Below are 15,548 nucleotides of genomic sequence, written 5' to 3' on the forward strand. Positions count from 1 at the left end.
CTGCAGGGCTTGCGCGGCAGTGTGTCGCAAGCAAGCTGAACCCGTCGTTTGCGACAAGACACCATCAGCCGCGTGGCGGTGGTGGCGCCAATACAGTGCGGTCGCCATTGTGCTCGGGCGTGCTGACCACGCCGGCGGCTTCCATCGCCTCGACCAAACGCGCCGCGCGGTTATAGCCAATTTTCAAACGCCGCTGCACGCCGGAGATCGAGGCGCGCCGGGTTTCGGTGACGATTTGTACGGCCTGGTCGTACAACGGGTCGGCTTCCGGGTCATCGCTGCCGGCCGCTTCCGGCAAGCCGTTGGCCCCCACGCTGCTGCCGTCGTACAGGGTTTGCGCCTCTTCCAGCACGCCCTCGATGTAGTCCGGCCCACCCGACTGCTGCAGGAAATGCACGACGCGATGCACTTCTTCATCGGACACAAAGGCACCATGCACGCGCTCGGGCATGGCAGTGCCGGGCGGCAGATACAACATGTCACCATGCCCCAGCAAGGTCTCTGCGCCGCTTTGATCCAGGATGGTGCGCGAATCAATCTTGCTGCTGACCTGGAACGCGATGCGGGTGGGGATATTGGCCTTGATCAGGCCGGTGATCACGTCCACCGACGGGCGCTGGGTGGCCAGGATCAAGTGCACGCCGGCCGCACGTGCTTTTTGCGCCAACCGGGCGATGAGCTCTTCCACCTTCTTGCCGACGATCATCATCATGTCGGCAAATTCGTCGATGAACACCACGATAAACGGCAGCGGCTCCAATGTGGGCGGCGCTTCGTTGAGATCTGGATTGGCCTTGAACAGCGGGTCCACCATCGGCTGGCCGGCGTCGATGGCATCCTTCACTTTCTTGTTGAAGCCAGCCAGATTGCGCACGCCCACCGCACTCATCAGCTTGTAGCGGCGCTCCATTTCCGCCACGCACCAACGCAGGCCGTTGGCGGCTTCCTTCATGTCTGTCACGACCGGCGCCAGCAGGTGTGGGATGCCCTGATACACCGACAGTTCCAACATCTTCGGGTCGATCATCAACATCCGCACGTCTTTGGCTGAGGCCTTGTACAGCAATGAAAGCACCATCGCATTGACCGCCACCGACTTGCCCGACCCGGTGGTGCCGGCGACCAGCAAATGCGGCATGCGCGCCAGATCGGCCACGATGGGTTTGCCGGCGATGTCCTTGCCCAGCGCCAAGGTCAGCGGGCTGGCGGATTTGTCGTATTCTTTCGAGCGCAGCAGTTCCGACAGATAAATCATCTCGCGGCTGGTGTTGGGCGTTTCCAGACCAATCACCGACTTGCCCGGGATCACATCCACCACGCGCACTGATTTAACCGACAAGCCACGCGCGATGTCTTTGTCCAGCGATGAAATCTGGCTGACCTTGACCCCCGCCGCCGGCTGTACTTCGAAGCGGGTAATCACCGGGCCGGGATAAGCGCCCACCACTTCGGCGTCGATGCGGAAATCCTTGAGCTTGAATTCGATCTGGCGCGACAGCGTTTCCAGCGTCTGCGCGTCGTAGCCCTTGGGTTGCGGCTTGGGGTCATCCAATAGCGCCAGAGGGGGCACACCCGAGCCATCATTGACATGGAACAACGGGATTTGCTGTTCGCGCTTGGCGCGCTCGCTTTTTTCCACCACCGGCGTCGCCGGCGGCTCGATCTTGACCTTCTCGCGGCGCAGGCGAATTTCCGAATCGGTCTTGCGTGCTTCCTCACGTTCTTCACGCAACGCACGCGCATCACTCCACTCGCTGGCCTGCTTCACGCCTTGGCGCGCACCGCGATTCAGTAGCCCCGGCAATGCCAGCACCCAAGCACCCAAGCGATCCATCACCGCCAGCCACGACAAGCCGGTAGCCAAGGTGACCGAGACCAGGAACAAACTGAGTAGAAATAAATTCGCGCCGAGTGGCCCGAACAAGGTGTGCAGCGAATTGGCGGCCAATCGTCCCAACACCCCACCACTACCCGCTGAAAATGCATTGCTGCCCTCTACCCGCATCGCCAGCAAGCCGCAGGTAGCCACCAGGAACCCGACAATACCCACCAAACGCAAAGCCGGACCCAAATCCGCGTGGCCATCGCCATCGGTATCCATGCCGAACAATGCAATCCACGCAATCGCGCCCAAAATGATTGGCAGCAGAAATGCGGTATAGCCAGTCAGAAACAACAGGAAACTTGCCAGCCACGCACCCGCCAGCCCGCCGATATTGTGTACCGGGGCCAATAGACTGGATTCCCGATCCCAACCCGGATCCGCGGGTGAATAGGTGAACAGGCAGGCCAGCAAATACAACAGCACCGGTGCAATGACAATCAACGCAAGGTCACGCCACAGGCGTTGCTGGCGCGGGTTCCCACCTGCACCGGCACTGCCTGTGTTGACTGCCGCTTTGCGGCTGGTCCTGCTCAGATCGGTGACCGCTTTTGCCACTTGTGACCTTGCCTCATAAAATTCCCCTATCAGCTTGATATTACGACATTTGTCACAGTTGGCGACGAAACATGTGCAGATTTCAAGCCACAGCGTTGCAATCATCGTGCCTTGCCTTGCCGCATTCCCGCCGCCAAGCTAGCGGGTACATTCTCGTCCTACTGGATTGCCCACCTCCATGACTACACAACACAGCACCCTGCTCATCCTCGGCTCCGGTCCCGCCGGCTGGACCGCGGCAGTGTATGCCGCGCGCGCCAATCTCAAGCCCGTGGTGATCACTGGCATGCAGATGGGTGGTCAGTTGATGACCACCACCGAAGTGGACAACTGGCCGGGTGATGCGCACGGCCTGATGGGCCCGGATTTGATGACACGCTTGCAAGCGCACGCCGAGCGTTTCGATACCGAAACCGTGTTTGACCATATCCATACCGCCGACTTGTCGCAGCGCCCGTTCCGGCTGGTGGGCGACTCCGGCGAATACACCTGCGATGCACTCATCATCGCTACCGGCGCTACCGCCAAATATCTGGGCATTCCTTCGGAAGACACCTTCAAAGGCCGTGGCGTGTCTGCCTGCGCCACCTGTGACGGGTTTTTCTACAAGGATCAGGATGTGGCCGTGATCGGCGGCGGCAATACTGCCGTGGAAGAAGCCCTGTACCTGTCCAACATCGCCCGCAAGGTCTATCTGGTGCATCGCCGCGACACCCTGCGCGCCGAAAAGATCATGCAGGACAAATTGTTTGCGAAAGTAGCCGCCGGCAAGATCGAAACGATCTGGCATCACACCGTGGATGAAGTGCTGGGCAATGATGCCGGTGTCACCGGCATGCGGCTGAAGTCGATGCAGGACGGCAGTACCCGCGAGATTCCGGTGCACGGCTTCTTCGTCGCCATTGGCCATTCGCCCAACACCGCACTGTTCGAAGGTCAACTGGAGATGAAAAACGGCTACCTGAAAATCCAGACCGGGCTGGACGGCAATGCCACTCAAACCAGTATCCCCGGCGTCTTTGCGGCGGGTGATGTGGCCGATCAGGTGTATCGCCAAGCCATTACTTCAGCCGGCTTTGGCTGCATGGCGGCACTGGATGCCGAGAAATTCCTCGACGCTGGGCATTGATACGGATCACCCTCCCGCATCCACGGGAGGGCGATTGACCCACTTGCATGCACCGTCTGCCTTGTTTGCTCGACACCGCCCCCGATGCGCCGTTTCCCGGGCCGGAACGGGCATTGGTCGAGCCCGATGGTCTGCTCGCCGTCGGTGGTGACCTATCCCCCACGCGCTTTCTCAACGCGTATCGCAGTGGCATTTTTCCGTGGTTTTCCGACGGCGAGCCGATCTTGTGGTGGAGCCCTTCACAACGTGCCGTGTTCCGCACCGACGGCGTATTGCTGTCCGGCAAGCTACGCCGACGGTTGCGCAATAGTGGCTGGACACTGCGTGCGGACACCGCGTTTATGCAAGTGGTGGCCGGCTGTGCGGCACCCCGCAAAGAGCAAGGCGGCACCTGGATTACCGCAGACATGCAACGCGCTTATGCACAACTGCACCAACTCGGCATCGCGCATAGCATTGAAGTATTCGCAGGTGAGCGCTTGGTCGGTGGCTTATTTGGCCTTGCCTTCGGCCATGTGTTTTGTGGTGACAGCATGTATTCTGCCGAATCCGGGGCATCTTCGCTGGCCCTGACAGGCTTGGCGTGGCGTTTGCACGCATGGGGTTGGCCGCTGATCGATGCCCAAGTACCCAATGCGCATACCCGCCACTTGGGTGTTGAAATCTGGTCACGCGCCACGTATTTGGCAGCATTAGCCAACTTGCGCGAACACCCGGACCAACCCGGCCTCTGGCGTGAGCGTTTCGGTGAGTGGAACGCGACCGATGTTCTGCCAAGCCCAAGCCACCCCTCTGCTTAACGGGTTTTTTGCAAAAAACACCGCAACGTGTCATGATGTTGGACTTTCGAGCCTGACTTGTCGCGGCTCACCCTTGTACCAGACTTCAGGAATTGCTCCGGCACCCACATGGCGAAAGACGACGTCATCGAATTCGAAGGCACTATCTCCGAAACCCTCCCGAACACCATGTTCCGGGTCAAGCTGGAGAATGGCCACGAGATCATCGCCCATATCTCCGGCCGGATGCGCAAGAACTACATCCGCATCCTGACCGGCGACAAGGTCAAGGTTGAAATGACGCCCTACGATTTGACCAAGGGCCGGATCACTTACCGCCACCGCTGAGTGCTTGCATTTTTGCTGCTGGCTGAAAAAAACGCTCCGCATGGGGCGTTTTTTATTGCCTGCACCAGCAAGAAGCTGCGTGCAGGGGCAACCGCTGGCGGGGCTGCGCTGGCGTCACCATGCCACCATCAGGTCGTGGCCAGCGGTCGCTCCTGCGATCCAGCATTGCTGCAATTGCAGGCTACCCGCGTGCCTGGCAACACTGCGATCAACTTTCTTTGACGCCCATTTCTGACAGCGCATTGCGCATCAGCTCACGCGCGGCGTCGCTGAGTTTTTCGTTGTCCAGCGCGTAACGAATGGTGGCTTCGATCAAGCCCAGATGGGTGCCACAGTCAAAGCGCGTACCGTGAAAACGAAATGCATCCACCCGTTGACTGGCCAACAATGCAGCGATGGCGTCAGTCAGCTGGATTTCCCCGCCTGCGCCCTTCGGTGTGGTTTCCAGTAAATCAAAGATCGCCGGATCCAGCACATAGCGCCCCACCACCGCCAAGTTGCTTGGGGCCACATCCGGATGCGGCTTTTCCACGATGGCATGGATCTTCCCAGCCGGCCCATCAAATGCATCCGTCGCCACGATGCCATAGCTGCCAGTCTGTGCATGCGGAACATCCTGCACCGCCACCGCACTGCCACCATTGGCATGCACATAATCCACCATCTGCTTAAGCGCGCCATCTCCGCGGCTCCAGATCAGATCGTCGGGCAGCAATACCGCGAACGGTGCATCTCCGACCACCGGTTTTGCGCACAACACCGCATGCCCCAACCCCAAAGCTTCGGCTTGCGTCACGAACACCGCACGCACACCTTCCGGCAACACATTGCGGATCAGCTCCAGCTGTTCGTGCTTGCCGGATTTCTCCAGCTTTTGCTCCAACTCATAGGCCTTGTCGAAATAATCAGCCACCGCGTGCTTGTAGCGATTGGTGACAAAGACCAAGGTGTCGCAACCCGCGGCAATCGCCTCATCCACCGCGTACTGGATCAACGGGCGATCCACGATCGGCAGCATTTCCTTGGGGACCGTCTTGGTGGCGGGCAGGAATCGAGTACCGAGGCCGGCAACCGGAAATACAGCTGTACGCACGCGACGTGATGGGCTGGAAGATGTCATCCGGCAATTCTAACCACGCAATGTCATTTTGGCACTTAGCCCTGATGCGCACGCCGCCCCGGAAACACCACCACAACGGCTTTATGATCCGGTGCGGATTCCACTGGATTGAATTCCGGCACCGCGTCACGCAGGGCAAGCTCCAGCGCACCCAAGTCATAGGCTTGGGTGGCTTCACGCAATTGCTTGAGCGCCAGGTCCATACGCTCTGGCTGCACTGCCCGCGGCGTGGCCTGCAGAATATCGGGATACTGGGTTTGGCTGTAACGTTCATCGGCATGAAACAGCGTTTCATGCAGGCGCTCGCCTGAGCGCAAGCCGATATATTCGATGCCGATGTCTTTGCCCGGCTGCTTGCCTGCCAAGCGAATCATCTGGTCGGCCAGCATCCGGATCGACACCGGGTCGCCCATATCCAATGTGTACACCGCCTGCTGTGCGCCGATCGAGGCTGCCTGCAAGATCAACAAGCAGGCCTCCGGAATCGTCATGAAATAACGGGTGACTTCCGGGTCGGTCACGGTGACCGGGCCACCGCGCCGAATTTGTTCGCGAAATAACGGCACCACGCTGCCGGCAGAATCCAGCACATTGCCGAACCGCACGGTGATCATGCGGGTGGTGCGCGCGTCCACCAGCGCCTGACAGGCCATCTCAGCCAAGCGCTTGCTGGCACCCAACACGTTGACTGGATCCACTGCCTTATCGGTGGAAATCAACACGAAGGTGCCGATGTTGGCATCCCGGCAGGCCCGCGCTACCACATCGGTCGCCAATACATTGTTGCGCACTGCTTCGCGCAATTGCTGCTGCAACAGCGGCACTTGCTTGTATGCAGCCGCATGGAACACAGCCTCTGGTTCGGCCAGCCTCAAGGCATGACGAATCACCGCCGGGTCACCGCAATCACCGAGTACTGGAATGCAGGTGATATCGGGAAAATCCCGGCGCAACTCGGTCTCGGTGGTGAGCAAGGCCAGCTCATTGATTTCCACCAATGCAATTCGATGCGCACCATGCTTGGCGCACTGCCGGCACAACTCCGACCCGATCGAGCCACCCGCCCCAGTCACCAACACCGAACGTGCACCCAGCCAACCACGAATGGCTTTCCAATCCGGTGCATGTGGCTCGCGCCCCAGCAAATCCTCAATTGCGACTTCCTTCAACTCGCCGGGCAGCGATCGGCCTTCCAGGATATCGGCCAGTTTGGGCACCATGCGGAACGGGAGACCACTGTCTTCGCACAGGCCAATAATGCGACGACGGTCGGAGGCGTCGATCGACGGCATTGCGATCACCAGCAACTGCGCACCGGTTTCACGCCCAATTCGCGCCACATCGGCAATCTTGCCCAGTACCGGCAACCCCTGCATACGCGCACCGCGCAGGGTTGCGGCATCATCCAGAAAGCCGATGGGGTCATAGCGCCCGGTGCGTCGCAAATCACGCACCAGTGCTTCACCCGACTGTCCTGCACCCAGAATCAGGACGCGTTCGGCACCCACCGATGTCTGCAGCAAGCGGTGGTCTTTCCACGCCCGAAACAGCAACCGTGGCGTGCTCAGCAATATGGTCAGCGCAAACGGGTACAGCGATAACGCCGAACGCGACACCAAATCCAGCCGGCTGTAAAAGAACAGCCCGACCACCGCCGCCAACAAGCCCAGCACGCTGGCTTTGAAGATGTTGAGCAAGTCAGGAACGCTGGCAAACCGCCACAAACCACGGTACAGGCCTACCTGCCAAAACACCAACCCCTGCGCCACCATCACGATCAGCACCGTACTGGAAACCGGTACCAAATCGAGTTGCGTGGGCTGCATGGCATAACGCAGATAATGCAGCCCTTGCCAGCAGAGCCAAACCATCACGAGGTCATGCACGATCACCGCAAGCCGCGGCAAACGGTACTTCAGACGTTCCATCCGTGTTGTCATGAGCTGATTCCTTCGCTCCCGCCAGCCTTCCGATACAGCACAACCCAGAGCCCCAGTGAGGTGACAGCAAACACCCCGCCAGCACTTAGGCCCTCGGCTCCCCCCAGCCGCAACGCGACTAGCATGATCCCGATTGCCAGCGCCGTCCACCCCGCATATGCGGCAGTCACCCAGCCGTGCCCGGCGCGGCGCGCAAAACGCTGGTACAGATGCTGCACATGGGGCTGCCACCAGCGCTCGCCGCGCCACATGCGGCAACCCAAGGTCATCCCTGCATCCACCAGCATCGCGCCGAGAGGCATGAGCAGCAACGGCCACAGCGTAACCGGGTATGCGGGCAGGCAGGCAAGCACCAGCAACGCCATCAGATAACCCAGCGCGCCACTGCCAACATCCCCCAAAAAAATATTGGCCTGCGGCAGATTGAAAGGAAGAAACCCCAAACATGTGGCTGCCACCACCAGCGCGAACCCTTGTGCACTGCCTGATGTCGCACCAGCGAGTGCCAATCCGCATAGTGCGGCCTGACTGGCCGCCAGCCCGTCGATCCCGTCCATGAAGTTCCAGACGTTGACTAACACCGGCACCAGTACAATAGCCAACGCGGATATTTGCCAGCTCCCACTGTGCGCATACAGCGCGATCGCCAGCAGCCCCCCTGCCAGGACATGCATGGCGAGCCGTGGCCAGACCGGCAGGTTGCGGTGGTCATCCCACCACCCCGCAATGGCGATTAGCGCAAGCCCTGTTGCAGCCCAACCCCAAATGAACGCGTCCATCCGGCTCAACCAAACGCAGCAGCCCAATGTCGCCAGCACAATGCCAATTCCGCCACCGCGTGGCGTCGGGGAGTGGTGGCTGCGGCGCTCGCCGGGGTGATCCAGCAAGTCTTGTCGATGTGCGTAACGGATCGCCCAGCGCGTACCCAACACCGACACCGCAAATGCGATGCAGCAGGGCCACAACCATTGCGGCCACTCAGACCACGGCATAGTTCAGTAATGGTTTGACCGTTCCCCACTCCTTGCAACTGGGGCACTGCCAATGGTGACTACGCGCACCAAAGCCACAGCGATTACAGCGGTAGCTGGGATTGCGCACCAGCAATTGGTCGGTGATGCCTTTCAGGTCGTGCAACGTGGCCTGCGCATCGCTGCCATCCGCAAGACTGAGGTCGATCAAGGCCGCCTCACCGCGTACCGAGGGTCGATCCTTTAGCTGCTGCGCCAGATAGTGACGGGCCGCAGTTACACTTTCATCTGCCTCAATCATCCGCGTCAGCGCCAATACCGGCGCAATACCCCGGTAGTGCTCACACATCTCGGCAAGGAAGGCGCGTGCGCCAGTGCGCTCACCGACCAAGGCATAACATTCGAGTAAGGCGGGCAGAATCACTGGCAAGAAATCCGGATCATGCCGAGCAGCGCGCTCGTAGGCGCGAATGGCCGCTTGTGGATTGCCAGCCTCACTCTCCAAACGGCCTTCGAGGATACCGGCGCGCACCGAATGGGGATCGGCAGCATACGCGCGCACAATCGCCGTACGCGCAGCGGCACTATCACCATTGGCACGCTGCCGATCGGCCAACTCGCATTCAAACTGCGCCACCAGCTTGCCCATTGATTCGCCAGTCACCTCTTCATAGCGCACGGCATTTGCAATTGCTTTTTCCCAATCACGTTCGGATTGATAAATTCCGATCAAATGCTTGAGTGCCTGCGGTGCACGCTGATCCAGCACAGACAGATCATTGAATACCGTTTCGGCGCGGTCCAACAGGCCGGCGCGCATGTAATCCTCGCCAAGTGCCGCCAGTGCCTGGATTTTCTGGATGTCCGTCAAGTCTGCGCGCTGCGCCAAACCCTGGTGCAGGCGGATTGCGCGATCTACTTCCCCGCGCCGGCGAAACAGATGGCCCAAGGCCACTTGGGTTTCGAAGGTGTCCTTGTCCAGTTCGGCCACGTGCAAGAACAACTCAATCGCCTTATCCGGCTGCTCATTCAGCAGATAGTTGAGGCCTCGGAAATAGGTGGTAGAGAGCTTGCTGACTTGAGATCCACTGTGCTGCTCGCCACCACGGCGCCCAATCACCCAACCCGCCAATCCGGCGAGCGCCACGAAAATGACAAACCACATCCATTGGTCAAGCCAGGCCATGCAAAGGTTCCAGTCAAAGGGCTGTACGTGCAGATACCCACGGCAGTTAACAATGTCCGAGCTGCAAGCTTAACGGACTTGGCCGCGTTGCATTCACTGGATGCGCCGAGCGGCTCCCAATGTCACTGAGGATCAGTCCTGGTTAGGCAGCGGCATCACGCCAGTCACTCGCTCGCGCAGTTCTTTACCGGGCTTGAAGTGCGGCACATATTTGCCGGACAACGCCACCGCATCCCCGGTTTTCGGGTTACGACCGGTGCGCGGCGGACGATAATTCAGGGAAAAGCTGCCGAAGCCGCGAATCTCGATGCGTTCACCACTGGCGAGTGCACCACTCATCATCTGCAGCAGGGACTTTACTGCCATATCAACATCGTCGGCCTTCAAATGCGGCTGACGGCGTGCAAGCAGCTCGATGAGTTCGGACTTGGTCATGTCTCTTGGACTATGTGCAATAAAACGACGACGGCCCGGCCAAAACCGGGCCGTCGCTCAACTCGAACGGACTAAATCAATCCGCCTTGCTGTTCAGCTGCTCACGCAGCAGCGCGCCCAGCTTGGTGGTGCCGCTGGCAGCATCTGCATTGGCCTTGTTGTACTCGGCCAGCGCTTCCGCGGTTTCTGCAGCATCCTTGTCCTTGATCGACAGTTGCAGGCTGCGCCCCTTGCGATCGGTGCCCACCAGCTTGGCTTCAACCTCTTGACCGACCTTCAGCACCAGGCTGGCATCGTCCACGCGGTCGTTGCTGATGTCACGTGCGGAGACGTAGCCTTCCACGCCGTCGCCCAGATCAATGGTGGCACCCTTGGCGTCCACTTCCTTGACCGTACCGGTGACCTTGCCGCCCTTCGGATGCGCCGCCATGAACTGACCCAACGGGTCTTGTTCCATCTGCTTGACGCCCAACGAAATGCGCTCACGCTCCGGATCCACGGCCAACACCACGGCTTCCAGGGTGTCGCCCTTCTTGTAGTTGCGGGCAATGTCTTCGCCGGTGGAGTTCCAGCTGATATCGGACAGGTGGATCAAGCCATCGATGCCGCCGTCCAGACCGATGAAGATGCCGAAATCGGTGATCGACTTGATCTGGCCCGACACCTTGTCGTTCTTCTTGTGGATCGCCGCGAAGGTTTCCCACGGATTGCTGGTGACTTGCTTGATGCCCAGCGAAATGCGGCGGCGCTCTTCATCCACGTCCAGCACCATGACTTCGACTTCGTCCCCCACCTGCACCACCTTGGCCGGGTTGACGTTCTTGTTGGTCCAATCCATTTCGGAGACGTGCACCAGACCTTCCACACCCGGCTCGATTTCGACAAATGCGCCGTAATCGGTGACGTTGGAGACCTTGCCGAACACGCGGCAGTTGGACGGATAACGGCGGGCAATGTTGTCCCACGGATCTTCGCCCATCTGCTTGAGGCCCAAGCTGACGCGGTTGCGCTCTTTGTCGTACTTGAGCACGCGCACGTCCATTTCCTGACCTACTTCCACCACTTCGGACGGATGGCGCACGCGCTTCCATGCCATGTCGGTGATGTGCAGCAGGCCGTCGATGCCGCCCAAGTCCACGAACGCGCCGTAGTCGGTGAGGTTCTTGACCACACCCTTCAGGATCGCGCCCTCAACCAGCTTCTCCATCAGCTGCTCGCGCTCTTCCGAATGCTCGGTCTCGACCACGGCACGGCGGGAGACCACCACATTGTTGCGCTTGCGATCCAGCTTGATGAGCTTGAATTCCAGCTCCTTGCCTTCCAGATACACCGGATCACGCACCGGACGCACGTCCACCAACGAACCGGGCAGGAACGCGCGGACGTCCTTGATGTTGACGGTGAAACCGCCCTTGACCTTGCCGTCGATGCGGCCAACGATGGTGGCATTGGCCTCCAGCGCTTCTTCCAGCTCGTCCCACACCATGGCCTTCTTGGCCTTTTCGCGGGACAGCACGGTTTCGCCGAAACCATTTTCCAGCGAGTCGAGGGCAACCTTGACCTCGTCACCCACACCAACGTCGATTTCGCCGGCGTCATTGCGGAACTGTTCGATCGGCACGATGCCTTCGGACTTCAGGCCGGCATTGATCACCACCACGTCGTTGGTGACGGCAACCACAATACCCTTGACGATGGAGCCGGGCTTGAGCTTGGCCAAATTGGCCTGGCTGGCTTCAAACAGTTCTGCGAAAGATTCGGTAGCTACGGAATTCATGAAAAATCTCGGGTGGATACACGGGCAACCCACAGCACCGGGGCGGCCCACCTAGGTGGGTTGGCATGGGCGCAGAACGCGCTTGGCCATGTGTGAATGAAGGAAAAACCGCAGGCACGCATGCACCCACGGAACGGATCTGCAACGACTGAGACAAACGCGACCGGTTACGGTGCGGGACCAACCACAATATCCAGCACTCGGGCGACCACCACTTCAATGGGCAACCCGGTGGTATCGATGTGGACGGCGTCATCGGCCGGCCGCAACGGCGCCACCGTGCGACTGGCATCGCGGGCGTCACGCGCGAGAATCTCGCGTAGCAGACCATCCATTGTGACGGAAACCCCTTTGTCTTTCAACTGCTTATAGCGCCTCTCCGCGCGTTCTTCGGCGCTGGCAGTCAAAAACACCTTATGTGCGGCATCGGGGAAGATCACCGTGCCCATATCGCGGCCGTCGGCCACCAGCCCCGGCAGCTGCCGAAACGCACGCTGGCGATCCTTCAGTGCCGCCCGCACCTCCGGAATGGCAGCAATTGCAGAGGCCGCCGCGCCGGCGGTTTCTGTACGCAACTCATCGGTGGCATCCACATCATTGACAATCACCCGTGGCTCGCCGCCGGCATCATCACGAAACCTCACCACCGTATCGAAGGTGCAGCGCACCAGTGCCGACGCGTCCGAGAGATCGATATCCGACCATCCCGCCGCAATCCCTACCGCACGGTAAAGCGCGCCAGAATCCAGATAATGCCAACCCAAACGCTGGGCGACGATGCGACTGATGGTGCCCTTGCCGGAACCGGACGGGCCATCAATGGTGAGGACGGGTGTGGATGCAGTCATGACGAAGATTATGCCGCCACACCAGCCCAATTCCACAGATTCAATACAACCCGTTGATCTTCCAACCAAATACCCGTTAGAATGCGCGGCTTCGCTTCATTCCCATCCATTTGCCGAGGTTTCATCATGAAGGTCCTGTCCTCCCTGAAGTCGGCGAAGGCCCGTCACCGCGACTGCAAGGTGGTTCGCCGTCGTGGCAAGGTCTTCGTGATCTGCAAGTCCAACCCGCGCTTCAAAGCTCGCCAGCGCTGATTCATCAGCTGTCTGGACGACCGCAAGGCCGCCTTCGGGCGGCCTTTTGCGTATCAGCATAGAATCTTGGGTTTCGTCCACCACATGTAGGAGCACCGCCATGCATTGCTTATCCCGCAGTCTGTTGTTGGTCGTCCTTGCCAGCCTGTCCGGCATGGCCAGCGCTGGCGATACCCTACTGATTGAGCGCAGCAAAGACGTGCCTGCCAATGCACCCACGCACGGCATGTCCATCGCGCAAGTGCAATCCAAATTCGGCGCGCCCGCCTCCAAACTGGAGCCGCGTGGTGGCCAAAAGCGTGCATGGCCCACCATCACGCGCTGGGTCTATCCCAGCTACACCGTGTATTTCGCCCACGACCGAGTCATTGACGTAGTCGTCAACCAAGCCTCTGCGGACGAAATTGGCCCCAAGCAACCCATGAAATAACTCGGGCACTTGAACGCCCGCCACGAAGACAGCCATGACCGATACCAAGTTGCGCTTCCCCGCCGAGTGGGAGCCTCAGGCGGCGATCCTGATTGCCTGGCCACATGCCGCCACCGACTGGGCCGAACGCCTGGGAGAGGTGGAGGAGACCTATATTGCACTGGTCGCCGCAATCACTCGATTTCAGCCGGTGCTGATCTGCGTGGCAGATGACGATGTTGAAACCTACGCCGAGATTCGCCTGCGCTCCAACCGGGTGGATATGACCCATGTGCGTTTTGTCACCGTTGCCTATGATGATACGTGGCTGCGCGACTCTGGCCCGATCACCTTGCGCGCTGGCAACCATTTCCGCTTGCTCGACTTCTGCTTCACCGCCTGGGGCGGCAAGTTCGAGGCCGGCCAGGACGATCGGCTGGTGGAGGCTCTCAGCACGCAAGGCGTATTCGGCAACACGCCACGCCAGCGCATCGAATTTGCCTTGGAAGGGGGGGCCATCGAAACCGATGGCGATGGCACCCTGCTGACCACGTGGCAATGCCTGCACGAGCGCCACCCTGGCCTTGATCGTGCGGAATTGAGCGCCAAACTGGCCGACTGGCTGCAGCAAGACCGCGTGCTCTGGCTGGACCACGGTGCGCTGGAAGGCGACGACACCGATGCGCATATCGACACCCTCGCCCGCTTCGCCCCCGGCAATACCATCGTGTTCCAGGCCTGCGACGATGCAGCCGATTCGCACTATGCCGATCTCAAAGCAATGGCCGACGATATCGCCGCGTTGCGCAGCAAGGACGGCCAGCCGTATCGCCTGTTTCCGTTGCCGTGGGCCAAGCCTGTTTGGGACGCAGGCCGCAGGCTTGCAGCCAGCTATGCCAATTACTTGATCATCAATGGCGCGGTACTGATGCCGGCCTATGGCGATGCGAACGATGCCAGCGCCGCTGCGGTGCTGGCACAGGCCTACCCGGGCCGCGAGGTCGTGCCAGTCCCCTGCCGTGCCCTGATCTGGCAAAACGGCAGCCTGCACTGCATCACCATGCAATTGCCGCAAGGGTTGCTGTAGTTGGCTGACTCGCCATTCCAGTTGCCCCAATAAGGCCGCATTCCTGCGGCCTTATTGGGGTGATACAAATTTACAAGTCGCCAGTAATTGCCGGCCGCTCCGGCCCCAGCCACTTGTAGATCACACCACCCAGCAGGCCGCCCAGGATCGGCGCCAACCAAAACAACCACAGCTGCGACAGCGGCGCACCCCCCACGATCAAGGCCACGCCGGTGGAGCGCGCCGGGTTTACCGAGGTGTTGGTGACCGGGATGCTGATGAGGTGGATCAAGGTCAGACCCAAGCCAATCGCAATGGGCGCAAAGCCCGCGGGTGCACGGCTGTGGGTGGCGCCCATGATGATGATCAGGAACATCGCGGTCATCACTACTTCGCACAGGAATGCCGCAGCAATGGCGTAGCCACCGGGAGAATGCTCGCCAAAGCCATTGGTGGCGAATGCGCCCGCCGCGTTCGAGTCGATGGCAAACCCGGCCGTACCACTGGCGATCTGGAACAGAATCCAGCCGGCAAACACCGCACCGAGTACCTGCGCCACGCCGTAGGGCAACAAATCCTTCGCCGGAAACCGCCCCCCTGCCCACAGGCCAACGCTCACCGCCGGGTTGAAATGGCCGCCGGAGATGTGGCCAAACGCATACGCGCCGGTCAGCACGGTCAAACCGAATGCCAGCGCCACCCCCAGCAATCCGATCCCCAACGGATTGCCATCGCCGCCAAACTTGGCGGCCAGCACGGCGCTACCGCAGCCGCCCAAGACCAGCCAGAACGTACCGATAAATTCGGCCCCGAGTCGCTTCAACATCGTGAAATCCCCTGGCGAATGA

Annotated in this window: 15 protein-coding genes; 6 read left to right on the forward strand and 9 right to left on the reverse strand. The window is 60.2% G+C overall.

Annotation, left to right across the window (positions count from 1 at the left end; translation table 11 throughout):
* Positions 1–64 precede the first annotated feature (64 nt).
* Complete coding sequence (locus QWB57_RS03450; RefSeq protein ID WP_223627746.1) at positions 65–2,419, reverse strand: DNA translocase FtsK; 2,355 nt, start codon at positions 2,417–2,419, stop codon at positions 65–67.
* A 199-nt stretch (positions 2,420–2,618) separates the two neighbouring features.
* On the opposite strand from QWB57_RS03450, the gene trxB reads away from it, so the two are divergent.
* The 3 genes from trxB (at position 2,619) to infA (ending at position 4,696) form a co-directional block, all read left to right on the forward strand.
* On the forward strand, positions 2,619–3,569 hold the full coding sequence (gene trxB / locus QWB57_RS03455; protein WP_223627378.1) for a thioredoxin-disulfide reductase: 951 nt from the start codon (positions 2,619–2,621) through the stop codon (positions 3,567–3,569).
* 47 nt (positions 3,570–3,616) lie between these two features.
* Positions 3,617–4,369 (forward strand): leucyl/phenylalanyl-tRNA--protein transferase, encoded by a 753-nt coding sequence (gene aat / locus QWB57_RS03460; protein WP_223627376.1) that lies wholly within the window; start codon positions 3,617–3,619, stop codon positions 4,367–4,369.
* A gap of 108 nt (positions 4,370–4,477) precedes the next feature.
* Positions 4,478–4,696 carry a translation initiation factor IF-1 gene (gene infA / locus QWB57_RS03465; protein ID WP_143878402.1) on the forward strand — a complete coding sequence of 73 codons (219 nt, stop codon included), beginning with the start codon at positions 4,478–4,480 and terminating at the stop codon, positions 4,694–4,696.
* A gap of 208 nt (positions 4,697–4,904) precedes the next feature.
* On the opposite strand, the gene galU is transcribed toward infA, so the two are convergent.
* From galU to cmk, 7 genes are all read right to left on the reverse strand, one after another.
* Positions 4,905–5,816 carry a UTP--glucose-1-phosphate uridylyltransferase GalU gene (galU, locus tag QWB57_RS03470; RefSeq protein ID WP_223627374.1) on the reverse strand — a complete coding sequence of 304 codons (912 nt, stop codon included), beginning with the start codon at positions 5,814–5,816 and terminating at the stop codon, positions 4,905–4,907.
* A 35-nt stretch (positions 5,817–5,851) separates the two neighbouring features.
* On the reverse strand, positions 5,852–7,756 hold the full coding sequence (locus tag QWB57_RS03475; protein ID WP_223627372.1) for a nucleoside-diphosphate sugar epimerase/dehydratase: 1,905 nt from the start codon (positions 7,754–7,756) through the stop codon (positions 5,852–5,854).
* Entirely contained in the window at positions 7,753–8,748 is a 996-nt protein-coding gene (locus QWB57_RS03480; protein ID WP_288968343.1) for a glycosyltransferase family 4 protein, read from the reverse strand. The genes QWB57_RS03475 and QWB57_RS03480 overlap by 4 nt, the downstream gene beginning before the upstream one ends.
* Positions 8,735–9,913: a lipopolysaccharide assembly protein LapB gene (lapB, locus tag QWB57_RS03485; RefSeq protein ID WP_223627368.1), complete on the reverse strand. Its 1,179-nt coding sequence runs from the start codon at positions 9,911–9,913 to the stop codon at positions 8,735–8,737. Before lapB ends, QWB57_RS03480 begins: the two co-directional genes overlap by 14 nt.
* 132 nt (positions 9,914–10,045) lie before the next feature.
* Positions 10,046–10,348 carry an integration host factor subunit beta gene (locus QWB57_RS03490; RefSeq protein ID WP_223627365.1) on the reverse strand — a complete coding sequence of 101 codons (303 nt, stop codon included), beginning with the start codon at positions 10,346–10,348 and terminating at the stop codon, positions 10,046–10,048.
* 76 nt (positions 10,349–10,424) lie between these two features.
* A complete protein-coding gene (gene rpsA, locus QWB57_RS03495) occupies positions 10,425–12,125 on the reverse strand; it encodes a 30S ribosomal protein S1 (protein WP_223627363.1) in 1,701 nt (566 codons plus the stop codon).
* A 167-nt stretch (positions 12,126–12,292) separates the two neighbouring features.
* A complete protein-coding gene (gene cmk, locus QWB57_RS03500) occupies positions 12,293–12,973 on the reverse strand; it encodes a (d)CMP kinase (RefSeq protein WP_223627361.1) in 681 nt (226 codons plus the stop codon).
* Between the two features lie 126 nt (positions 12,974–13,099).
* On the opposite strand from cmk, the gene ykgO reads away from it, so the two are divergent.
* From ykgO to QWB57_RS03515, 3 genes are all read left to right on the forward strand, one after another.
* Positions 13,100–13,225, forward strand: a complete 126-nt coding sequence (ykgO, locus tag QWB57_RS03505) for a type B 50S ribosomal protein L36 (protein WP_010342887.1) — start codon at positions 13,100–13,102, stop codon at positions 13,223–13,225.
* Positions 13,226–13,325: 100 nt separating this feature from the next.
* Positions 13,326–13,655, forward strand: a complete 330-nt coding sequence (locus tag QWB57_RS03510) for a hypothetical protein (protein ID WP_223627359.1) — start codon at positions 13,326–13,328, stop codon at positions 13,653–13,655.
* 34 nt (positions 13,656–13,689) lie between these two features.
* Positions 13,690–14,721: an agmatine deiminase family protein gene (locus QWB57_RS03515; protein WP_288968346.1), complete on the forward strand. Its 1,032-nt coding sequence runs from the start codon at positions 13,690–13,692 to the stop codon at positions 14,719–14,721.
* Positions 14,722–14,791: 70 nt separating this feature from the next.
* Here the strand turns inward: QWB57_RS03515 and aqpZ are convergent, their stop codons facing one another.
* Entirely contained in the window at positions 14,792–15,526 is a 735-nt protein-coding gene (aqpZ, locus tag QWB57_RS03520) for an aquaporin Z (protein WP_223627354.1), read from the reverse strand.
* Positions 15,527–15,548: the final 22 nt, after the last annotated feature.

The organism is uncultured Thermomonas sp. (genome assembly GCF_937872235.1).
Taxonomy (GTDB): domain Bacteria; phylum Pseudomonadota; class Gammaproteobacteria; order Xanthomonadales; family Xanthomonadaceae; genus Thermomonas; species Thermomonas beijingensis.

Excerpts from the sequence above, each read along its gene's own strand:
- QWB57_RS03475 (WP_223627372.1), bottom strand. The coding sequence starts at position 7,756 with ATGACAACACGGATGGAACGTCTGAAGTACCGTTTGCCGCGGCTTGCG.
- rpsA (WP_223627363.1), bottom strand. The coding sequence starts at position 12,125 with ATGAATTCCGTAGCTACCGAATCTTTCGCAGAACTGTTTGAAGCCAGC.
- trxB (WP_223627378.1), top strand. The coding sequence starts at position 2,619 with ATGACTACACAACACAGCACCCTGCTCATCCTCGGCTCCGGTCCCGCC.
- QWB57_RS03510 (WP_223627359.1), top strand. The coding sequence starts at position 13,326 with ATGCATTGCTTATCCCGCAGTCTGTTGTTGGTCGTCCTTGCCAGCCTG.
- QWB57_RS03490 (WP_223627365.1), bottom strand. The coding sequence starts at position 10,348 with ATGACCAAGTCCGAACTCATCGAGCTGCTTGCACGCCGTCAGCCGCAT.
- QWB57_RS03515 (WP_288968346.1), top strand. The coding sequence starts at position 13,690 with ATGACCGATACCAAGTTGCGCTTCCCCGCCGAGTGGGAGCCTCAGGCG.
- lapB (WP_223627368.1), bottom strand. The coding sequence starts at position 9,913 with ATGGCCTGGCTTGACCAATGGATGTGGTTTGTCATTTTCGTGGCGCTC.
- ykgO (WP_010342887.1), top strand. The coding sequence starts at position 13,100 with ATGAAGGTCCTGTCCTCCCTGAAGTCGGCGAAGGCCCGTCACCGCGAC.
- galU (WP_223627374.1), bottom strand. The coding sequence starts at position 5,816 with ATGACATCTTCCAGCCCATCACGTCGCGTGCGTACAGCTGTATTTCCG.
- infA (WP_143878402.1), top strand. The coding sequence starts at position 4,478 with ATGGCGAAAGACGACGTCATCGAATTCGAAGGCACTATCTCCGAAACC.
- aat (WP_223627376.1), top strand. The coding sequence starts at position 3,617 with ATGCACCGTCTGCCTTGTTTGCTCGACACCGCCCCCGATGCGCCGTTT.
- QWB57_RS03480 (WP_288968343.1), bottom strand. The coding sequence starts at position 8,748 with ATGCCGTGGTCTGAGTGGCCGCAATGGTTGTGGCCCTGCTGCATCGCA.
- cmk (WP_223627361.1), bottom strand. The coding sequence starts at position 12,973 with ATGACTGCATCCACACCCGTCCTCACCATTGATGGCCCGTCCGGTTCC.
- aqpZ (WP_223627354.1), bottom strand. The coding sequence starts at position 15,526 with ATGTTGAAGCGACTCGGGGCCGAATTTATCGGTACGTTCTGGCTGGTC.